This is a genomic window from Rhodococcus sp. H36-A4 (assembly GCF_027158005.1).
In the GTDB taxonomy this organism is placed as follows: Bacteria; Actinomycetota; Actinomycetes; order Mycobacteriales; family Mycobacteriaceae; genus Rhodococcoides.
This window is the reverse complement of sequence record NZ_JAPVLQ010000001.1, coordinates 658,324-674,697: the sequence shown is the minus strand read 5'-3', so window position 1 is coordinate 674,697 and position 16,374 is coordinate 658,324. Positions and strand designations below refer to the sequence as shown.

Below are 16,374 nucleotides of genomic sequence, written 5' to 3'. Positions count from 1 at the left end.
GCCCTCAGTCCGTGAGCTGTGCGACGGCTGTGGCGATGGATTCGATGCTGGCGAACGTGGCCTTCTGCAGCATGGCATCCGGGAATTCGATATCGAACTCGTCTTCGAGAGCGATCATGACGTTGACGCTGGCATGCGAGGTGAGGCCACTGTCGTAGAGATCGGCCGAGCCCTCGATGTTCGAAGCCTGAAGTGGAAGCTTTCCGAATTTGTCCAGAACTTCTCGAATCCTGGCCACATCTGCAGCACTGAGTGTCTCCATACGAACCTCCACTGAATCTCGTGACTTGCCGAGACCGGATGGCCTCGTACTGACTGCGGGTTTGCAACACGCGTACGGTTGCAACCCAGCTGTCTCCCCAGACCTTCCCAAACAATATAGTAGATTGTTTTGGAGCGTTGGCTTGAATCGATCGGCTGCTCTCGGATCGGTTTCCTACCAGCGGGTTCCCGGGGATTCGGATTTCAATCGAGATGAGCATCACGGCTGCGTGGGGCCTTGCCCCGCCCGTATGCGCTCGAGGTGGGCGGGGTGAAGAAGTACAGTGAGGGCTTCGTCGGGCCAATCAATGAAGGAACTCAGTGCCGGTGAGTGGAGCCTGCGGCGTAGCCGTGGAGCCGAGTGTCGTCCGCATCTCTTACCTCAGAGACGGGCGCCGCATCGAGGATTCGATAGACGCCGAGGGGGCCCATTGGCTCCTGAACGGCAAGCTTGCCGACTGCGGACCGTTCGACGACGTCGTACTCACCGGGCGCGATTCGGACGTAGTGGCCTCGCTCCTTGACTCGCTCGACAGTAGTGAAACCTCCACCATTCGCATGGTCGACGAGGGTTCGGCGGTGCTGGCCTACGCGCGCTCGATCGGAAAGCTCGCGGCTGCCCGTGCATTGCTGGTGCTCGATCTCGGAACGAGCGGTACGACCGCGCTCACGTTGGACGTAGCGGCAGGCGACGTCACCCGAACTCGACGCACTCCGATCCTTTCGGGTGACGCACTCGACCGGGTAGTCGAGAAAATCGTCATGTCCAAGAAGATCCTTCCCCCCGCAGACGGCCCGGAAGGTGAACGCGAATACCGCGTGTTCTTCCGCGACCTCAAAGAGATGCTCAGCACGGCTGCGGGTGTCCGCGCTCCGAACAACGGGCCGGTGCTGATCACTCGCAACGAATTCGACGACGTCGCAGCCCCGCTGATCCTTCAGACGCTCGCGTGGGCGGCCCCGTCGCCTCCGGATGCGGTGTTGCTCATCGGTGGCGGTTCGCACATGCCGATCGTGCAGTCACTCGTCGAACACGAATGGGTCGTCGACCTCATCGTTCCGGATTCTCCGATGTCGGTCATAGCGGAAGGTGCAGCGCTCGAAGGCGCACCGAGCGCTCCCACGATGACTCTCGCGACGCTGCTGGAGGAGCACGACGCGAGCACACCTCCAGCCGTGGTTCCCGAGCCCACCGTGGTTCCTGAGCCCACCGCTGATTCTGAGCCCGCCGTGGCGGAACCCTCGACGCAGTTGCCGACTCCAGATGCGGAAACGGCACTGGCGGCCATGGAGACAGCGCCGATACGGACAGTTCCGGTGGCGCTCGCCCCGGTAGTGGCGGCACCTGTGGACAAGCCCCCCGAATGGATGGCACCTGGGGAGACGGCCCCTGTTGCGACCCCCCGCTGGGATGGGTCGAACGAGACCCCACCGGCATCGGTTTCCGCGCCACGGACTCCCCGTCGCATTCAGTGGTCGATAAGGGACGCCTCCTGGTTGGGGGCAGTAGCCGCGGTTGTTCTGCTGGTCTGGGCAATCGTCGCGGTACGAGGCAATACACCGCCTCCTCCCGGGATCGGAATCGATCCCGGTTCGATTCCCGCCGGAAATTCCTCTCTCGCGGAGAGTATGCCCGCGCTGCCGGAACCGATCCCGACGCCCGAGCCGGAGCCTTCGCCAGAGGCGCTGGACACCTTCGATCCTGTCGAACCAGGCGTCGATCCGGATACCGGCAGTATCGAATACACCGAGGACGGTTTCTACTACGACGATGGTTACGTGGTCGAAGACGGCTCGGATGTGAACTGACCTCAGCGCTGACGGGGTAGCGCCGCACTTCGGACACACACCCGGTAGCGTGGCTCCTCGGGCGAGTATCGGAGTCCGACCGTCTATCGCGAAGCGAGGCAAGAGAGATGACTGTGTTGTTGGGGGTGTCCATGGGCGCCCACGCCGTGCGTATGGCTCAGCCACGCAACGAGACGGCCAATGCTCGCGTCTCGTCGACCCGCTTGCTCGAAGCCCCTCAACAGTTGTTCTTCCACAATCAAGTCATCGACACGATCGACGATCACGTCGAGTACCTGGCCGCCGAGTCCATCAGCGCGCTGGCCGCCGAGTCCGAACCGTCGATGACGACCGGCGTCGCATACCGGGACGCCCACCAAGCGGACACGCTGCACCGCGCTCTGGAGAATCAGCACCTGCAGAACTACCGCCTCGTGCCCGAGGTCGAGGCGGTTCTCGAATACCTCGTCGTCAGTGGTGAAGCCGCGGGCTTCTCGACCGTCGCACTGTTCGACCTGGGAAGTTCGGGTCTGAACGTCAGCGTCGTGAACCTGGCCGCCCGTCGAGTCGTCGTCACGCAACGCTCCAGTGCGTTCAGTGGAGATCTCATCGACGAATTCCTTCGTGACAATCAGCTCGCACGCCTCGGTAAGCCGAGCGATGCCGCCGACATGGACCTGTTCGAGCGCCGGTGCCGTGTGGCCAAGGAACGGCTGTCGAGCAATGACGCGGTCTGCCTGCCCGACGAAAGCGGCATGATCCTGCTCTCGCGGGAAAACTTCGAGGCATTGATCGCTGATCACATCGATCAGGCCATCGAGTTCGCACGCAGTGTTCTCATCGACGCAAACGTCCCGATCGACGCCATAGTTCTCATCGGCGGCGGGTCGCGCATTCCGCTCGTTCGTGAACGCGTCGGCCCATCTCTGCATTTGCCGGCAATCACTCCGAACGAGCCGGAAACTGTCTCGGCCCGTGGCGCAGCACTCTCGGCGCGGCCGACGGAGTACCCGCAGAATGTGCAGCCCCGGACGATGCCGGCGCGCCCCGCTCCCGCAGCGCCGGTCCGAACGGAATCCGACCCTGCGCCCGCCGCAGGCTTCGTCACGCCTCGACCTGTCGAAACGACTCCGACCGCAGCGAACGCGCGGAAGAATCTACCCGCTGCAGACACGGGTGCGCGGCCGTTCCATCCGCCGACAGCCCCGGCTGTAGCTCCTACCGTTGCCGCGCCTGCCGTTACTGCTGTGCCGGATGCGAGGGAAGTCGAATCGGCTTCGCCCGCCCCTAAACACTTCGCGCTCGAGAAGGTCTACTGGCTGGACGCGGACTACGAAGAAGACGACGGTGAAGACGAAGACGTGCGTCGACGACGTCGAATTCGGGCGTGGTCCGTATTCGGGGTTGCTGCTGCAGCGGTGCTCGCCGTATCGGGATTTTTCGTGACGCGTACGGACGCGCCCGCTGTCGTCGAGACCGCGGTGACGCAGCCGCCGGCCACCAGCGTGGCAGGGACGTCACCTCCGGTAGCCCCTCCGGTGATTCCGGCTCCGCTTCCGCCGCCACCACCCGTGGAGACCGTCCCGGAAGCTCCGGTCGTCGAACCCGAACCCGAGGTTGTCGAACCGACGCGTCAGCAAGTTACCGAGGATCAAACGACGGAACAATCGTCCGAGCCTGAGGTCGCACCGCCACCTCCGCCTCCACCGCCCCTGATCCCTGGCTTGCCGGACTTCACGCTGCCTACCTTGCCGCCGCTCTTCCCGCCCGCTCCCTGATCGAAGTTTCAGGCAACCGGATTCCGCGGGCGTATGTGCTCGAAGATCAGAATGGTCTCGGTGGCGGCGACGGCTGGATGGGCGCTGAGGTTGTCCACGACGAAGTTGCGTAGTGCCGCGGTGTCAACCGTCGACACGTGGATCAGAAAGTCGTCCGCGCCCGCGATGAAGTAGATGTTCAGCGTCTCCGCGAGCGCGGCGATCTGCTCACCGAATTCGTTGATTCTTCGTCGGGCATCCGCCTGTAGTCGGACCGAGATCATGGCCTGGATGCCCTGCCCGAGCGCTTCGGGATCGATTTCTGCATGGAACCCGCGAATGACTCCGTGCTCGACGAGGGAACGCACCCGTCCCAGGGCGGTCGATGGTGCAATGCCCGCTGCCGCCGCAAGTGCATTGTTGGGCGTGCGGGCGTTGTGCCGAAGTACGTCGATGAGGATGTGGTCGATGTCGTCGAGTGTTGCCTTTCGAGCATCTGCCGTGTGCCGAACATCGTTCGCCACACGCCCCACATGCCCGCCATGCGCTGAATTATCCGATCCCATCTGCCCAATCTACAGAATTATGTTCACATCCGTTGGTCCTCTTTCTGTTTATAATTCACAATTGTGGCAATCCGTCGAATAATTATTCAGGAGGCCACCATGAAGATCGGAATTCCTCGCGAGATCAAGAACAACGAGTACCGGGTGGCCATCACCCCGGCGGGCGTACACGAATTGGTCTCGCACGGACACGAAGTCATCGTCGAATCCGAAGCAGGCGTCGGTTCGTCCTTCTGCGACACCGACTTCAAAGCAGCAGGCGCACAGATATTCGCCGAGGCTGCCAAGGTATGGGGCGCTGCCGACCTGCTGCTGAAAGTCAAGGAGCCGATCGCCGAGGAGTACGCACTGCTCCGGCGTGATCAGGTCCTGTTCACCTTTCTGCATCTGGCTGCCTCGAAGCCCTGCACTGACGCATTGCTCGCATCGGGCACCACCGCAATCGCCTACGAGACCGTCACTGCCCCGAACGGATCACTCCCACTGCTGGCGCCGATGAGCGAGGTTGCCGGAAGGCTTGCACCGCAGGCAGGTGCCTACCATTTGATGGCCAGCGGTGGAGGCCGCGGCGTTCTCATGGGGGGAGTGCCCGGAGTGCGTCCGGCGAACGTCGTCGTCATCGGTGCAGGCGTGTCGGGAAGGAACGCCGTCGCCATCGCCCACGGTATGCACGCCGACGTCACGGTGCTCGATCTCGACGTCAAGGCGCTACGTGCCATCGACGATCTGTACCACGGCAGCGTCAAGACGGTCGCGTCCAGCGCCCTCGAGCTCGAACAGGCCGTTCTTGCAGCAGACATGGTGATCGGGGCGGTACTGGTACCGGGGGCGAGAGCGCCGATGTTGGTCTCCGACAGTCTCGTTCAGCGTATGAAGCATGGTTCGGTGCTCGTCGACATCGCCATCGACCAGGGCGGCTGCTTCGAGAATTCGGTTCCCACTACGCACGCCGACCCGACCTACCGGGTACACGAGTCGGTGTTCTACTGCGTCGCGAACATGCCGGGCGCCGTACCGCGGACGTCGACGTACGCGTTGACCAACGCGACGCTGCCCTACGTCTGCGCGCTCGCGGACAAGGATTGGGAAAAGGCATGCGAGGCGGACGCAGGCTTGCGCAACGGGCTCAGCACGCACCACGGTGATCTGTTGTCGGAGAGCGTCGCGGCAGCCTTCGCATGACTTGCCGACTGTCCTAGCGAGAGTGCCTGCCTGCCTTCTTCGCAGGCGTCTCCGACGGCTCCGGCGGTCCGCCCGGCCGGGCGAGCATGGCGGCGATGGCAGTGGTCAGCGGAACGGACAGCGCCAGCGCGATACCGCCGACCGAAGATCGAACGATCTCGATGGCCACGGCGTCACCGGTCAGAACATCCTGGATGGAGCGGCCGGTGACGCTGAACAGCAGCAGAAGTGGAAGCGCCCCACCGGCATACGCCAGCACCAGGGTGTAGACGGTGCTGGCGATATGGTCACGCCCCACGCGCATCGCGGAAGAGAAGATCTGCCGTCGCGTCGTCGTTGCATCCGCCGAGGCGATCTCGAACGCAGTCGACGCCTGGGTGATCGTCACGTCGTTGAGGACACCGAGCGATCCGATGATGAACCCCGCGAGTAGTAACCCGGTGATGCTGACTTGTTGGATGTAGGCCTGAACGTCGGTGTTCTGTTCTTCCGACAGCCCTGTCAGGTGGGTCATCCGAATCGCGACATAGGACAACACTGCAGCCAACGCCATCGACATGAGAGTGCCGAGGAGAGCGGAACTCGTCCGCAGGTTGACGCCGTGCGCAAGGTAGAGAACGCCGTACAAAATGACAGCACCGGAGACCAAGGCGACGGGAATCGCAGGTGCGCCGTCGAGAAGTGCGGGAAGCATGAATCCGACCAGCACGCCGAACGCCACGACCAATCCCAGCAGCGCACGAAATCCGCGCCATCTCGCAACGACGCAGATGACGACGGCGAACACACCGACGATGACTGCGAGTGGAAGTCCGCGGGCGTAGTCGTTGAACGAGTACTGGGTGGTTCCGGTGGGATCGGTCTGCCGGACCAGCCGAATGCTCTCACCGGTACGTAGGTCCGGTTGGCCGGGGCCCGGGACGATTTCGATCAGGGTGCGCGTGCCCGCATTCGGTCCTGAGTCGATCGTGACGATGCTGCGTTGGCAGTCGTATCCTGCGCTCGCAGGTGGCGTCGGGTTACCGGTGAATACGCGTCCGGAAGAAGGGCTGCCGCAGGGCCCGATGTCTTGCGACACAATCGTGCCCGCTTCGCTTTGGACCGCGCGACCACCGGAGGTATTGAACGGGAGCGGAATGTCGACGTTCTGCTGGCTCGGCCACAGTGCAACTGCACCGCCGATCACGCATATTCCGATCGCGACGAGAAGCCCCACGACTATTCGTGCGGCGACGGGTCCGAGCGGTGCCGGTGCGTTGCTGTGTCCGTGCCCATGGCCGTGACCGTGTGAATCCACGGTGTCACAGTATCGGGGCGTGGCGAGTGGCTTGCAGCCTCATCGGATAGGGAACGTTATGGAGCTCGGTGGCGGGGAGCAGGGGGGGCGTCCCCCGCCACCTTCCTGATCGCCCCGGGGGGGGTGGGGTACGACCAGTGCTCGGGCACGCGAGGTGCCGTACGCCAATGTACAGATCTACAGCCGACTTGGCACGAGCATGGAACTGTTTTATATGTCACCTTTCAATTAATTTCCCTACTTCACGGTCAGCTACGGGACCGGTGCCCATGAACGGCGAGCCAAAGAACCTATTGCTTGTACGAAGCAAGAAAATTGCCGAACCGTTCGATCGCCTCCGACAGGTCACGCGCCCAAGGAAGCGTGACGATGCGCACATGGTCGTGCCCAGGCCAGTTGAATCCGGTTCCCTGCACCACCAGGATCTTCTCCTGCAACAGCAGATCCTGGACAAGCTTCTCGTCGTCGTAAATCTCGTGCACTTCCGGGTCGAGGCGCGGAAATGCGTACAGCGCACCGCGCGGCTTCACACACGAGACGCCATGTATTTCATTCAACTTCTTCCACGCGACATCACGCTGTTCGAGCAGTCGGCCGCCAGGAAGGATGAGGTCGTTGATGCTCTGATGGCCACCCAGCGCTACCTGGATCGCATGTTGTGCGGGCACATTCGGGCACAGCCTGGTCGACGCCAACAGGTCGATACCTTCGAGGAATCCGGCCGCATGGGCTTTGGGCCCGGTGATCGCGAGCCACCCTGCCCGGTATCCAGCCACCCGGTACGCCTTGGACAGCCCGTTGTACGTCAAGCACAGAAGATCGGGCGCAAGGCTTGCCAACGACGTGTGTTCGGCGTCGTCGTAGAGGATTCGGTCGTAGATTTCATCGGCCAACAGCAAAAGCTGATGCTTACGAGCCAGCTCGACGATGCCCCGCAGGATCTCCTTCGAATACACGGCACCGGTCGGGTTGTTCGGGTTGATCACCAGCAGCGCCACCGTCTTCGGGGTGATCTTCGATTCGATGTCCGCTAGATCCGGATTCCAATCGTTTTCCTCGTCGCATACGTAATGCACGGCCTTACCGCCCGCGAGCGTCGTCATCGCCGTCCACAGTGGGTAATCGGGCGCGGGGATCAGGACCTCGTCACCGTCGTCGAGCAAGGCCTGCATCGTCATCGTGATGAGCTCGGACACGCCGTTACCCAGGTAGATGTCGTCGACGTCGAGTTCGGGGAAGCCAGGTTCGAGCTCGTAGCGCGTGACGATCGCACGTCGGGCGGACAGAATGCCCTTCGACTCCGAGTAACCCTGCGCATACGGCAACGCGGCGATCATGTCACGGACGATGACATCGGGCGCCTCGAACCCGAACGGCGCAGGGTTGCCGATGTTGAGCTTGAGAATCCGATGGCCTTCGGCTTCCAGTCGCGCCGCATGGGCGTGTACCGGGCCGCGGATCTCGTACAGCACGTTCTGCAGCTTCGTCGACTGCTGCAACGTGCGATGTTGACGCGTTTGATGGTTCGCCTGCGGTTGGTTCACCCCCCTATCGTGCCAGGTCGGTGCCCAGCGCATCCAGGCATAGTGGACCAGGCATTTCTTGTCGGTGCGAGATGCGACAATTTTCTTTATGTGCGGACGGTATGCCAGTACCCAGAGCGACAGTGACCTACGGGCAGTCTTCGACATTGCCGAGACCATCGGCGAAGAGCTGCCCCCGGCGTACAACGTGGCGCCCACGCAGACAGTGCGGACCATTCTCGAGCGCGCACCCAAAGATGAACCCGAGGCCGACGCCGTCCGGCAGTTGCGTTCGGTCCGCTGGGGTCTGATCCCGTCGTGGTCCAAGGACATCAAGATCGGTAGCAGGCTCATCAACGCGAGATCCGAGACGATCACCGAGAAACCGGCATTCAAGAAGGCCGCAGCCCGTAGACGGTGCATCGTCCCAGCCGACGGTTACTACGAGTGGGAGAAGCGCGAAGGTAAAAAAGTGCCCTACTTTCTGCACTCCGAACAACTCCTGGAGATGGCCGGCCTATACGAGCTGTGGCGTGACCCATCGAAGTCCGAGGAGGACCCGGATCGATGGGTCTGGTCGGTCACGGTGTTGACGGCTCCCGCAGCGGACGCACTCGGTCACATTCACGACCGGTCGCCGGTGATCGTGCCGGAGTCCCTTCGGGCCGAGTGGCTGGACCCGGCGATGACCGATCTCGGTTCGGTGCAGGAGATGCTGGCCGCTATCCCCGAGCCCAGCTTGGTGCCCTACGAGGTCAGCTCCGCGGTCAACAGCGTCAAGAACGACAACCCCGATCTGCTTCAACCGGTCGGCTAGTTCCGTCGCGCCGACGCGAAGGCGAGCACGGCGTCGGGCCAGCGACTCACCTACCCTGGTCGGTGTGACCCCTGCAGCGCTGCCCTTCGGATCCTGGCCATCCCCGATTTCCGCCGTCGATCTCTCCGCCAGCGGACACCCCGTCGAAGGGGGCCGGTTCGTCGGCGATGAGGTGTGGTGGTCGGAGATGCGCCCGACCGAGGGTGGGCGCACCACAATTTGCCGCTTCGAAAACGGCGTTGTGACTTCACTACTGCCCGAGCCGTTCAACGCGCGCACCCGTGTTCACGAATACGGGGGTGGGGCGTGGACGGCGACCGAAGACGGTCGGATCGTGTTCTCGGAGTTCACCGATCAACGCGTCCATATCGGTGCGCCAGGTGAGAAACCGGTGCCACTGACCCCGGCGCCTGCAGTGGCGGCGGCGGTTCGATACGGCGAACTGTCCATCGTCGGCAACGAAGTGCTTGCGGTTCGGGAAACCCATGACGGGGCGAAGGTTTCCCGCGACATCTGCGCGATCGCACTCGACGGTTCCGGCGTTCGATCGCTGGCCTCGGGATCGGACTTCCTGGCATACCCGACGCTCTCGCCGAATGGGAACATGCTGGCGTTCGTCGCCTGGAACCACCCGCAGATGCCCTGGGATGGAACCGAACTCAGAATCGTCGATCTGGCTACCGGGGTGTCCCGAACAATCCTCGGCGGTACCGAGGAATCGGTGCTGCAACCGGAGTGGATCGACGACGAGTCGCTGTACGTCATCAGCGACCGATCCGGATGGTGGAACATCTACCGGACATCCGTCGATGCAGACGTAGCGGCTTTGCATGCAGCGGATGCGGACTTCGGCGCTCCGCTGTGGCAGCTCGGCGCACAGTGGTACTCGGTGCTCGACGACGGAAAGCTCCTGACGGTCAGGACCTTCGGTACCGACACGCTCGGCATCCTCGATCCCGTCACCGGATCGCTCGACGACATCGACCTCGACGGGCTCACCTCCATTTCCCTCGGTGGCCGCCGAAGGTCGTCCGTGCTGTTGCGCGCGGGCGGTGCACACAGTGCCAGCGGGCTGAGGCTGTTGGATCTCGACACCCGCTCGCTGGTGGAAATTCGCTCGGGACGAGAGACGATTCCCGACGCCGACTACCTCCCGCAGGGTGCGCCGATGACTTTCCAAGGCCGACAGCGCGAAGTCCATGCGATCGCCTATGCGCCCCGCAACCCCGAATACCGCGGACTCGAAGGAGAGCTGCCGCCCTACGTGGCATTCGTGCACGGAGGTCCGACGGCCCACGTCGCGCCCGCGCTCAACCCGGTGTTCGCCTACTTCACGAGCCGCGGAATCGGAGTGATCGACGTCAACTATGGCGGATCGAGCGGATACGGGCGGGAATACCGCAATCGCCTCCGCGGTCAGTGGGGAGTCGTCGACGTCGAGGACACGATCGCGGCAGTGCAAGGGCTCGCCGACGCCGGTCTCGCGGATCCAGCCCGACTCGCGATCGAAGGCGGATCGGCAGGCGGCTGGACCGTCCTGGCGGCGCTCACGTCCTCGGATGTATTCGCTTGCGGTGCTTCGTACTACGGCGTTGCCGAACTGGAAATGTTCGTCGCCGAGACTCATGACTTCGAATCACGGTATATCGACAGCCTGATCGGACCGCTCCCCGACGCGATCGACCTCTACCGAAGCCGCGCACCGATCAACAACGTCGACGGATTGTCCTGCCCAGTACTGTTGCTGCAAGGGCTCTCCGACCCGATCGTGCCGCCGTCGCAGGCCGAACGATTCCGGGATGCACTCGTAACCAAGGGTATTCCGCACGCGTATCTCGCGTACGAGGGTGAATCGCACGGCTTCCGTAAATTGGAGACTCAGGTTCATGCGCGGGAATCCGAACTGTCCTTCTACGGTCAAGTGCTCGGCTTCACCCCGCCCGGGATCCCTCAGCTCGAATTGTGGAGGCCCTGAGCGTCGTTCGGGTTGGAGCGCGCACTCTTTTTGGTAACCGGGGCCGGTTGTTCGCGTCCGAGCGTGGGGGTGCGCTTTGGAAAAAGGGTGCGCGGTTGAGGTGTGCGGTTGAGGTGTGCGGTTGGAGGGTGCGGTTGAGGTGTGCGGTTGGAGGGTGCGGTTGAGGTGTGCACGGTCGAGGTGCGCACGCTCGAGGTGTGTGCGGCTAAGCGCGCACTCTTTTTGGTAACCGGGGCCGGTTGTTCGCGTCCGAGCGTGGGGGTGCGCTTTGGAAAAAGGGTGTGCGCTCAGCGGGCTATCGCTGTCGGTGGTGGCGACTTGGCCGCTCGGAGCGCCGCGGCTTCGATTCGTCGACGAATCTCGACCGGTGCAGACAGATCCGCCCACGTCAGGCGGACTACTTGAATGCCGGTGTCGCGGATCGCGTCCTCTCGAAGCTTCTCGCGCCACACCACTTCGTGTGCAGTCGAGCCTTCGGGGACTAGTCGTCCGTATTTGATCTTGCCGTCGAACTCGCACGCCGTCGTGATGGCTCGAAGGTAGAAGTCGACGCGTGCGATCGATTTACCCTGCACCACAATCGAAGTCTGTAGCTCGGGAAGGTAGCCGAGTTCGGCCAGCGTCACGCGAGTTCGAGATTCCCCGACGCTTTCCGCGCGACCGTTCATGAAGTTGGCCACCCGCAACCCTGCTGCGTTTCCGGAATGCGTCGGGCGGAGATCCAATGCGTTCAACACCTGGGCCGAGGTCAGATTGTGTAGCCGAGCAGCTTCGTCGGCTGCGCACACCGCAGGCTCGAACTTTTCGGAGCGCGCGATATCGGCGATGGTCCGGCCGATACTCGTCACTCGAATACCGTCGACATCCACTATCTCGTGCGGGTGGTATGGCGAACAGTGGAGTACGCGAACCGAACTCGTGCGCGCTCCAGTTCTTCGATTGCGTGTGACGTGCACTTTCCTCAAAGGCAGGCCCCACACCGACAGGCCATGGACGACGGCCGCCGAAACGTGGCTGAGCACGGCGTCGGGGGTGCGAGCCGCGCCCAATACTGCCTCGGCGATTACGCGGTGCTTGTCGACGGCACCGAGCGCGTCGAACTCGTCTCGGCTCACGAACGCCCCTGGGCGCAGACGTTTCCACGACTCGGTTCGGCAATACCGCTGTAGTTCGGAGTCGGTAATTCCGCGGGTGAGGGCGTCTTGCCGGCGAACGATTCGGGTCACGTGCTCATAGTCGTCAGCGATGCAGCTATGGGCAATGGCCTGTGTATAGACCTGTGGATAACGAGAGCGCGCACGCCTTTTCACAAGTAAACCCCCTTTCTCTGAGGCGAGAAAGGGGGTGCACTTGCGAAAAAGGGTGTTCGGTTACTTCTTTCGGCCCGGAGCCTTCGCGCCCGCTCGGAATCCGAGACCGCCCGGCTTGGCGGCTGGGGGAGCAGCAGGTGCGTCATCGTTCGACGGCTGTGCACTCTCGTCCGCCGACGCTGCAGGCTCAGCCGCGGTGGTCGACTCGGCTTCGGTCGACGCTGCAGGCTCGGACTCGGCCGGTGCCTCGACTGCCGGTGCCTCGACTGCCGGTGCCTCCGACGCTGGGGCCTGGGTTGCGGTCGGAGCCTCAGCCTCTACCGCCGGAGCCTCAGCCTCTACCGCCGGAGCAGCCTTTGCCGCTGGCTTGCCGGGTGCCTTGGCGCCTGGCTTTTTGTAACCGGACTTGACTGCCAGGCCCTTGGCTTTGACGGTCGGCTTCGATTCGACGGCTGCCGAAGACTCAGTCGCCGCCGGTGCTTCTACTGCCGCCGGTGCCTCAGCCTCTGCCGGTGCTTCTACTGCCGCCGGTGCCTCAGCCTCTACCGCCGAAGCCTCTGCCGGAGCAGCCTGTGCCGCTGGCTTGCCCGGTGCCTTGGCGCCTGGCTTCTTGTAGCCGGACTTGACTGCCAGGCCCTTGGCCTTGACGGTCGGCTTCGATTCGGCAGCGGCCGGAGCCTCTGCCGCAGCCTCGGTAGCTGGAGCCTCTGCCGCAGCCGGTGCCTCGGTTGCCTCAGCCGGCTTACCCGGTGCCTTGGCGCCCGGCTTCTTGAAGCCGGACTTCATGGCAAGACCCTTCGGCTTGACGGTCGGCTTGGTCTCCGTCGCTTCTGCCGAGGATTCTGCTGCCGACTCACTTGCCACGGGTGCTTCAGCTTCCGTTGCCGGAGCTTCGGCAGCCGGCGCAGCAGCCTTGGCGCCAGGCGCCTTGCCCTTCACCTGAAGACCCTTGCCGCCTGGAGCTTTCGCGCCACCGGCCATGCCGAGGCCCTTGGGCTTGGCTGCTGGCGGCGCGGCTTCTGCCTCGGGTGCGGCAGGTGTCGCTGCAGCTCCCGGTGCCTTCGCTCCCGGTGCTTTCGCGAGGCCCTTCATCTTCAGGCCACCGGCCTTGGGTGCCGGAGCTGCCGGTGCGGACGCCGACTCTGCGGGCTCTTCGACGGGCTGGACGCGTTCGGCTTCTTCGACCTCAGCGGCCTCCTCGGTGACGATGTCCGCCTGTGCAGGCTTCTCGCGTGGGATCACCTTGATGTTCTCGCCCAGAACCGAAGATTCGACGCGGGTGATGGACTCGAGCATCAGCTGCGCGACGTCGACGACCTCGACGCCTTCATGTTCGCCACCCTCTTGGCGTGCGGTGACGCCGTCGGTGAGCATGACGCGGCAGAACGGGCAACCGGTCGCGATCTTCTTCGGGTTCATGCTCAGCGCTTCGTCGACCCGGTCGATGTTGATGCGCTTGCCGATATTCTCTTCCATCCACATGCGAGCGCCACCGGCACCGCAGCACATGGACCGTTCACCGTGTCGCGGCATTTCCTTCAGGTTGGAGCCCGAGGCTGCCATGAGTTCACGGGGAGCGTCGTAGACCTTGTTGTGACGTCCGAGGAAGCACGGGTCGTGATAGGTGATGTCCTGGCCGACGGTAGCCACCGGGATCAGTTTCTTCTGCCGCACCAGACGGTTGAGGAGCTGAGTGTGGTGCACGACCTCGTAGTCGCCACCGACCTGCGGATACTCGTTACCGAGTGCGTTGAAGCAGTGCGCACAGGTGACGACGATCTTTCGCTGCTTCTGCTCGACGCCGTCGAACAGGTTGTTCAGCGTCTCGATGTTCTGCATCGCGAGCTGCTGGAAGAGGAATTCGTTACCTGCGCGGCGTGCGGAGTCACCGGTGCAGGTCTCGTCGGCGCCGAGGACCAGAAACTTGACTCCGGCGGTGGCGAGAAGCTCGGCGACGGCCTTGGTGGTCTTCTTGGCGCGGTCCTCGTAGGCACCGGCGCAACCGACCCAGAATAGGTACTCGTAGTCCTGGAAGGAGTCGGCATCCTGCCCGAAGACGGGGATGTCGAAGTCCATCTCTTTGATCCAGTTGAGGCGATCTTTGGAGTTCTGGCCCCAGGGGTTGCCCTTGTTCTCCAAGTTCTTGAACAGGCCTGCGAGCTCGGAGGGGAACTCCGATTCGATGAGCACCTGGTAGCGACGCATGTCGAGGATGTGGTCGACGTGCTCGATGTCCACGGGGCACTGTTCGACGCACGCGCCGCACTGAGTGCAGCTCCACAGTGTCTCGGGGTCGATGATGCCGCCGTCGATGGCTTCGGCGACGAGCTTGCGATCGGCTTCGTCACGGGCTGCCTGCGGGATTGCATCGAGCTTGGCCTGATCGGGTTTGCCGTCGGCGTCGACGAGACCGATTTCGTCGCCTGCCATGTCCTTCTTGCCACCGGCGAGAAGGTATGGGGCTTTGACCTGGCTGTGATCGCGCAGCGACATGATCAGCAACTTGGGCGAGAGTGGCTTGCCGGTGTTCCAAGCGGGGCACTGCGACTGGCAGCGACCGCACTCGGTGCAGGTGGTGAAGTCGAGCCAGCCCTTCCAGCTGAAGTCCTCGATCTTGCCGGCACCGAATGCGTCGACGTCGGGGTCGGCCTCTTCCATCACGAGGACCTTGCCGCCGGACATCATCGGCTTGGCTGCGCCGAGCGCAGCGGTGCCGTCGTCCTCACGCTTGAAGTAGATGTTGGGGAACGCGGTGAAGCGGTGCCATGCGACGCCCCAGTCGATGTTCTGGCCGACGTAGTAGAGCCAGATCATGCCGGACATCAGCTTGATGAATGCGAAGACCGAGACCATGACGACGCTGGCGGGGAGGATCTTGGCGACGTTCATCGTGAAGAAGTCGGTCCACGGGTTCGCGTGGCCGTAGGTGGCGATCTTGCCGGCCTTGACGAAGATCATGCCGAGGCCTTCGACGAGAACGACGGCCTCGACGAAGTAGGCAGCGCGGAACCGGGAGCCGGCGAAGCGCGACTGACGCTCGGCCTTGCGGGGATGATTGAGTTGGCGAATGGTGATGAGAACGAGGATGCCGATGACGGTGCCGATGCCGAGGATCTCGTCCATCAGGTGGTAGATGGCCCAGTTGCCGAAGATGGGCCAGTGGAACTCCGGGTTGAACGTCTGGCCGTATGCCTCGAACCAGAAGACGGCTCCGAGCATGAAACCGACCATGACGAGCCAGTGCGCCCAGCCGACGGTGCGGAACTTGACCATTTTGGTGTGTGCGGCGAACTCGACGATCATCTGCTTGAAGCGAGGAATGATCGGGCGCCAGCGGTCCGGAGCGGGTTGCCCGAGGCGCACGATGTTGAACATCTTCAATCCACCGCGGATGAAGGAGTACCAACACACGAGACTGAGCAGCGCACCGAACGTGCCCAACGAAATCGTCACGGCGTTCATGTAAGCGGCCTTTCGTTATGTAGGCAGCGGGGGAGCTGCCTCGGGTCCAGCCCGACAAGCGTACGACTTTCAAGGTTACTCGCCAGTAATAGTATTGTTCTACTGGCGGGTAACTTAGCAACGCGGAGATCGCTCTGCGCTGGTGAATCTCCGGATCGTTCAACTTTCCGGTGGGCTGAACCGGTCGGTAGAGTCCGTCCTGACGGTCACGTTATGCGTAGGGCGAACATCGTTGTTCGAGAAGGCAGTCCTAAGTTGCTGGCATCGCATCTTCTCCGAGCGTTAGGACCGGGTGTCATCGGCACTCGGTCACGGTCACGGTTCGGTACGAAATCGTGTCCTTGCCTGCGTCTGATGGTTCGGATGTGACAAATGGGAACTTTTGGGACTCGAAAAGAACGCGAGAGGATAACGATCGGTCGAGTTGTAGGTTATG

General features: G+C 63.0%; 11 protein-coding genes. 5 read left to right on the top strand and 6 right to left on the bottom strand.

The features are described from left to right. Positions 1 to 4 precede the first annotated feature (4 nt). Positions 5 to 262, bottom strand: a complete 258-nt coding sequence (locus O1W68_RS03070; protein ID WP_269301407.1) for an acyl carrier protein — start codon at positions 260 to 262, stop codon at positions 5 to 7. Positions 263 to 588: 326 nt separating this feature from the next. Between O1W68_RS03070 and O1W68_RS03065 the strand changes: the two genes are divergently transcribed. Next, the gene (locus O1W68_RS03065) at positions 589 to 2,070 is read left to right on the top strand and encodes a hypothetical protein (protein WP_269301406.1); all 1,482 of its coding nucleotides are present in this window, start codon (positions 589 to 591) and stop codon (positions 2,068 to 2,070) included. A gap of 107 nt (positions 2,071 to 2,177) precedes the next feature. Continuing rightward, complete coding sequence (locus O1W68_RS03060) at positions 2,178 to 3,827, top strand: Hsp70 family protein (RefSeq protein ID WP_269301405.1); 1,650 nt, start codon at positions 2,178 to 2,180, stop codon at positions 3,825 to 3,827. Positions 3,828 to 3,835: 8 nt separating this feature from the next. Here O1W68_RS03060 and O1W68_RS03055 read toward each other — a convergent pair whose 3' ends face one another. Next, positions 3,836 to 4,372, bottom strand: coding sequence for an Lrp/AsnC family transcriptional regulator (locus O1W68_RS03055; protein WP_269301404.1), 537 nt, complete (start codon positions 4,370 to 4,372; stop codon positions 3,836 to 3,838). A 99-nt stretch (positions 4,373 to 4,471) separates the two neighbouring features. Between O1W68_RS03055 and ald the strand changes: the two genes are divergently transcribed. Then, positions 4,472 to 5,554, top strand: a complete 1,083-nt coding sequence (gene ald, locus O1W68_RS03050) for an alanine dehydrogenase (protein WP_269301403.1) — start codon at positions 4,472 to 4,474, stop codon at positions 5,552 to 5,554. Positions 5,555 to 5,567: 13 nt separating this feature from the next. On the opposite strand, the gene O1W68_RS03045 is transcribed toward ald, so the two are convergent. Together O1W68_RS03045 and O1W68_RS03040 are read right to left on the bottom strand one after the other, a co-directional pair. Then, a complete protein-coding gene (locus tag O1W68_RS03045; RefSeq protein ID WP_269301402.1) occupies positions 5,568 to 6,851 on the bottom strand; it encodes a YibE/F family protein in 1,284 nt (427 codons plus the stop codon). Positions 6,852 to 7,141: 290 nt separating this feature from the next. After that, complete coding sequence (locus O1W68_RS03040) at positions 7,142 to 8,428, bottom strand: pyridoxal phosphate-dependent aminotransferase (protein WP_442972265.1); 1,287 nt, start codon at positions 8,426 to 8,428, stop codon at positions 7,142 to 7,144. 55 nt (positions 8,429 to 8,483) lie between these two features. On the opposite strand from O1W68_RS03040, the gene O1W68_RS03035 reads away from it, so the two are divergent. Together O1W68_RS03035 and O1W68_RS03030 are read left to right on the top strand one after the other, a co-directional pair. Continuing rightward, on the top strand, positions 8,484 to 9,191 hold the full coding sequence (locus O1W68_RS03035) for an SOS response-associated peptidase (protein ID WP_269301400.1): 708 nt from the start codon (positions 8,484 to 8,486) through the stop codon (positions 9,189 to 9,191). 64 nt (positions 9,192 to 9,255) lie between these two features. Continuing rightward, entirely contained in the window at positions 9,256 to 11,166 is a 1,911-nt protein-coding gene (locus tag O1W68_RS03030; protein WP_269301399.1) for a dipeptidyl-peptidase 5, read from the top strand. A 287-nt stretch (positions 11,167 to 11,453) separates the two neighbouring features. Here the strand turns inward: O1W68_RS03030 and O1W68_RS03025 are convergent, their stop codons facing one another. Both O1W68_RS03025 and O1W68_RS03020 read right to left on the bottom strand, forming a co-directional pair. Continuing rightward, the gene (locus O1W68_RS03025) at positions 11,454 to 12,392 is read right to left on the bottom strand and encodes a hypothetical protein (protein WP_269301398.1); all 939 of its coding nucleotides are present in this window, start codon (positions 12,390 to 12,392) and stop codon (positions 11,454 to 11,456) included. 144 nt (positions 12,393 to 12,536) lie between these two features. Further along, on the bottom strand, positions 12,537 to 15,938 hold the full coding sequence (locus O1W68_RS03020) for a heterodisulfide reductase-related iron-sulfur binding cluster (protein ID WP_269301397.1): 3,402 nt from the start codon (positions 15,936 to 15,938) through the stop codon (positions 12,537 to 12,539). Between the last annotated feature and the right edge of the window lie 436 nt (positions 15,939 to 16,374).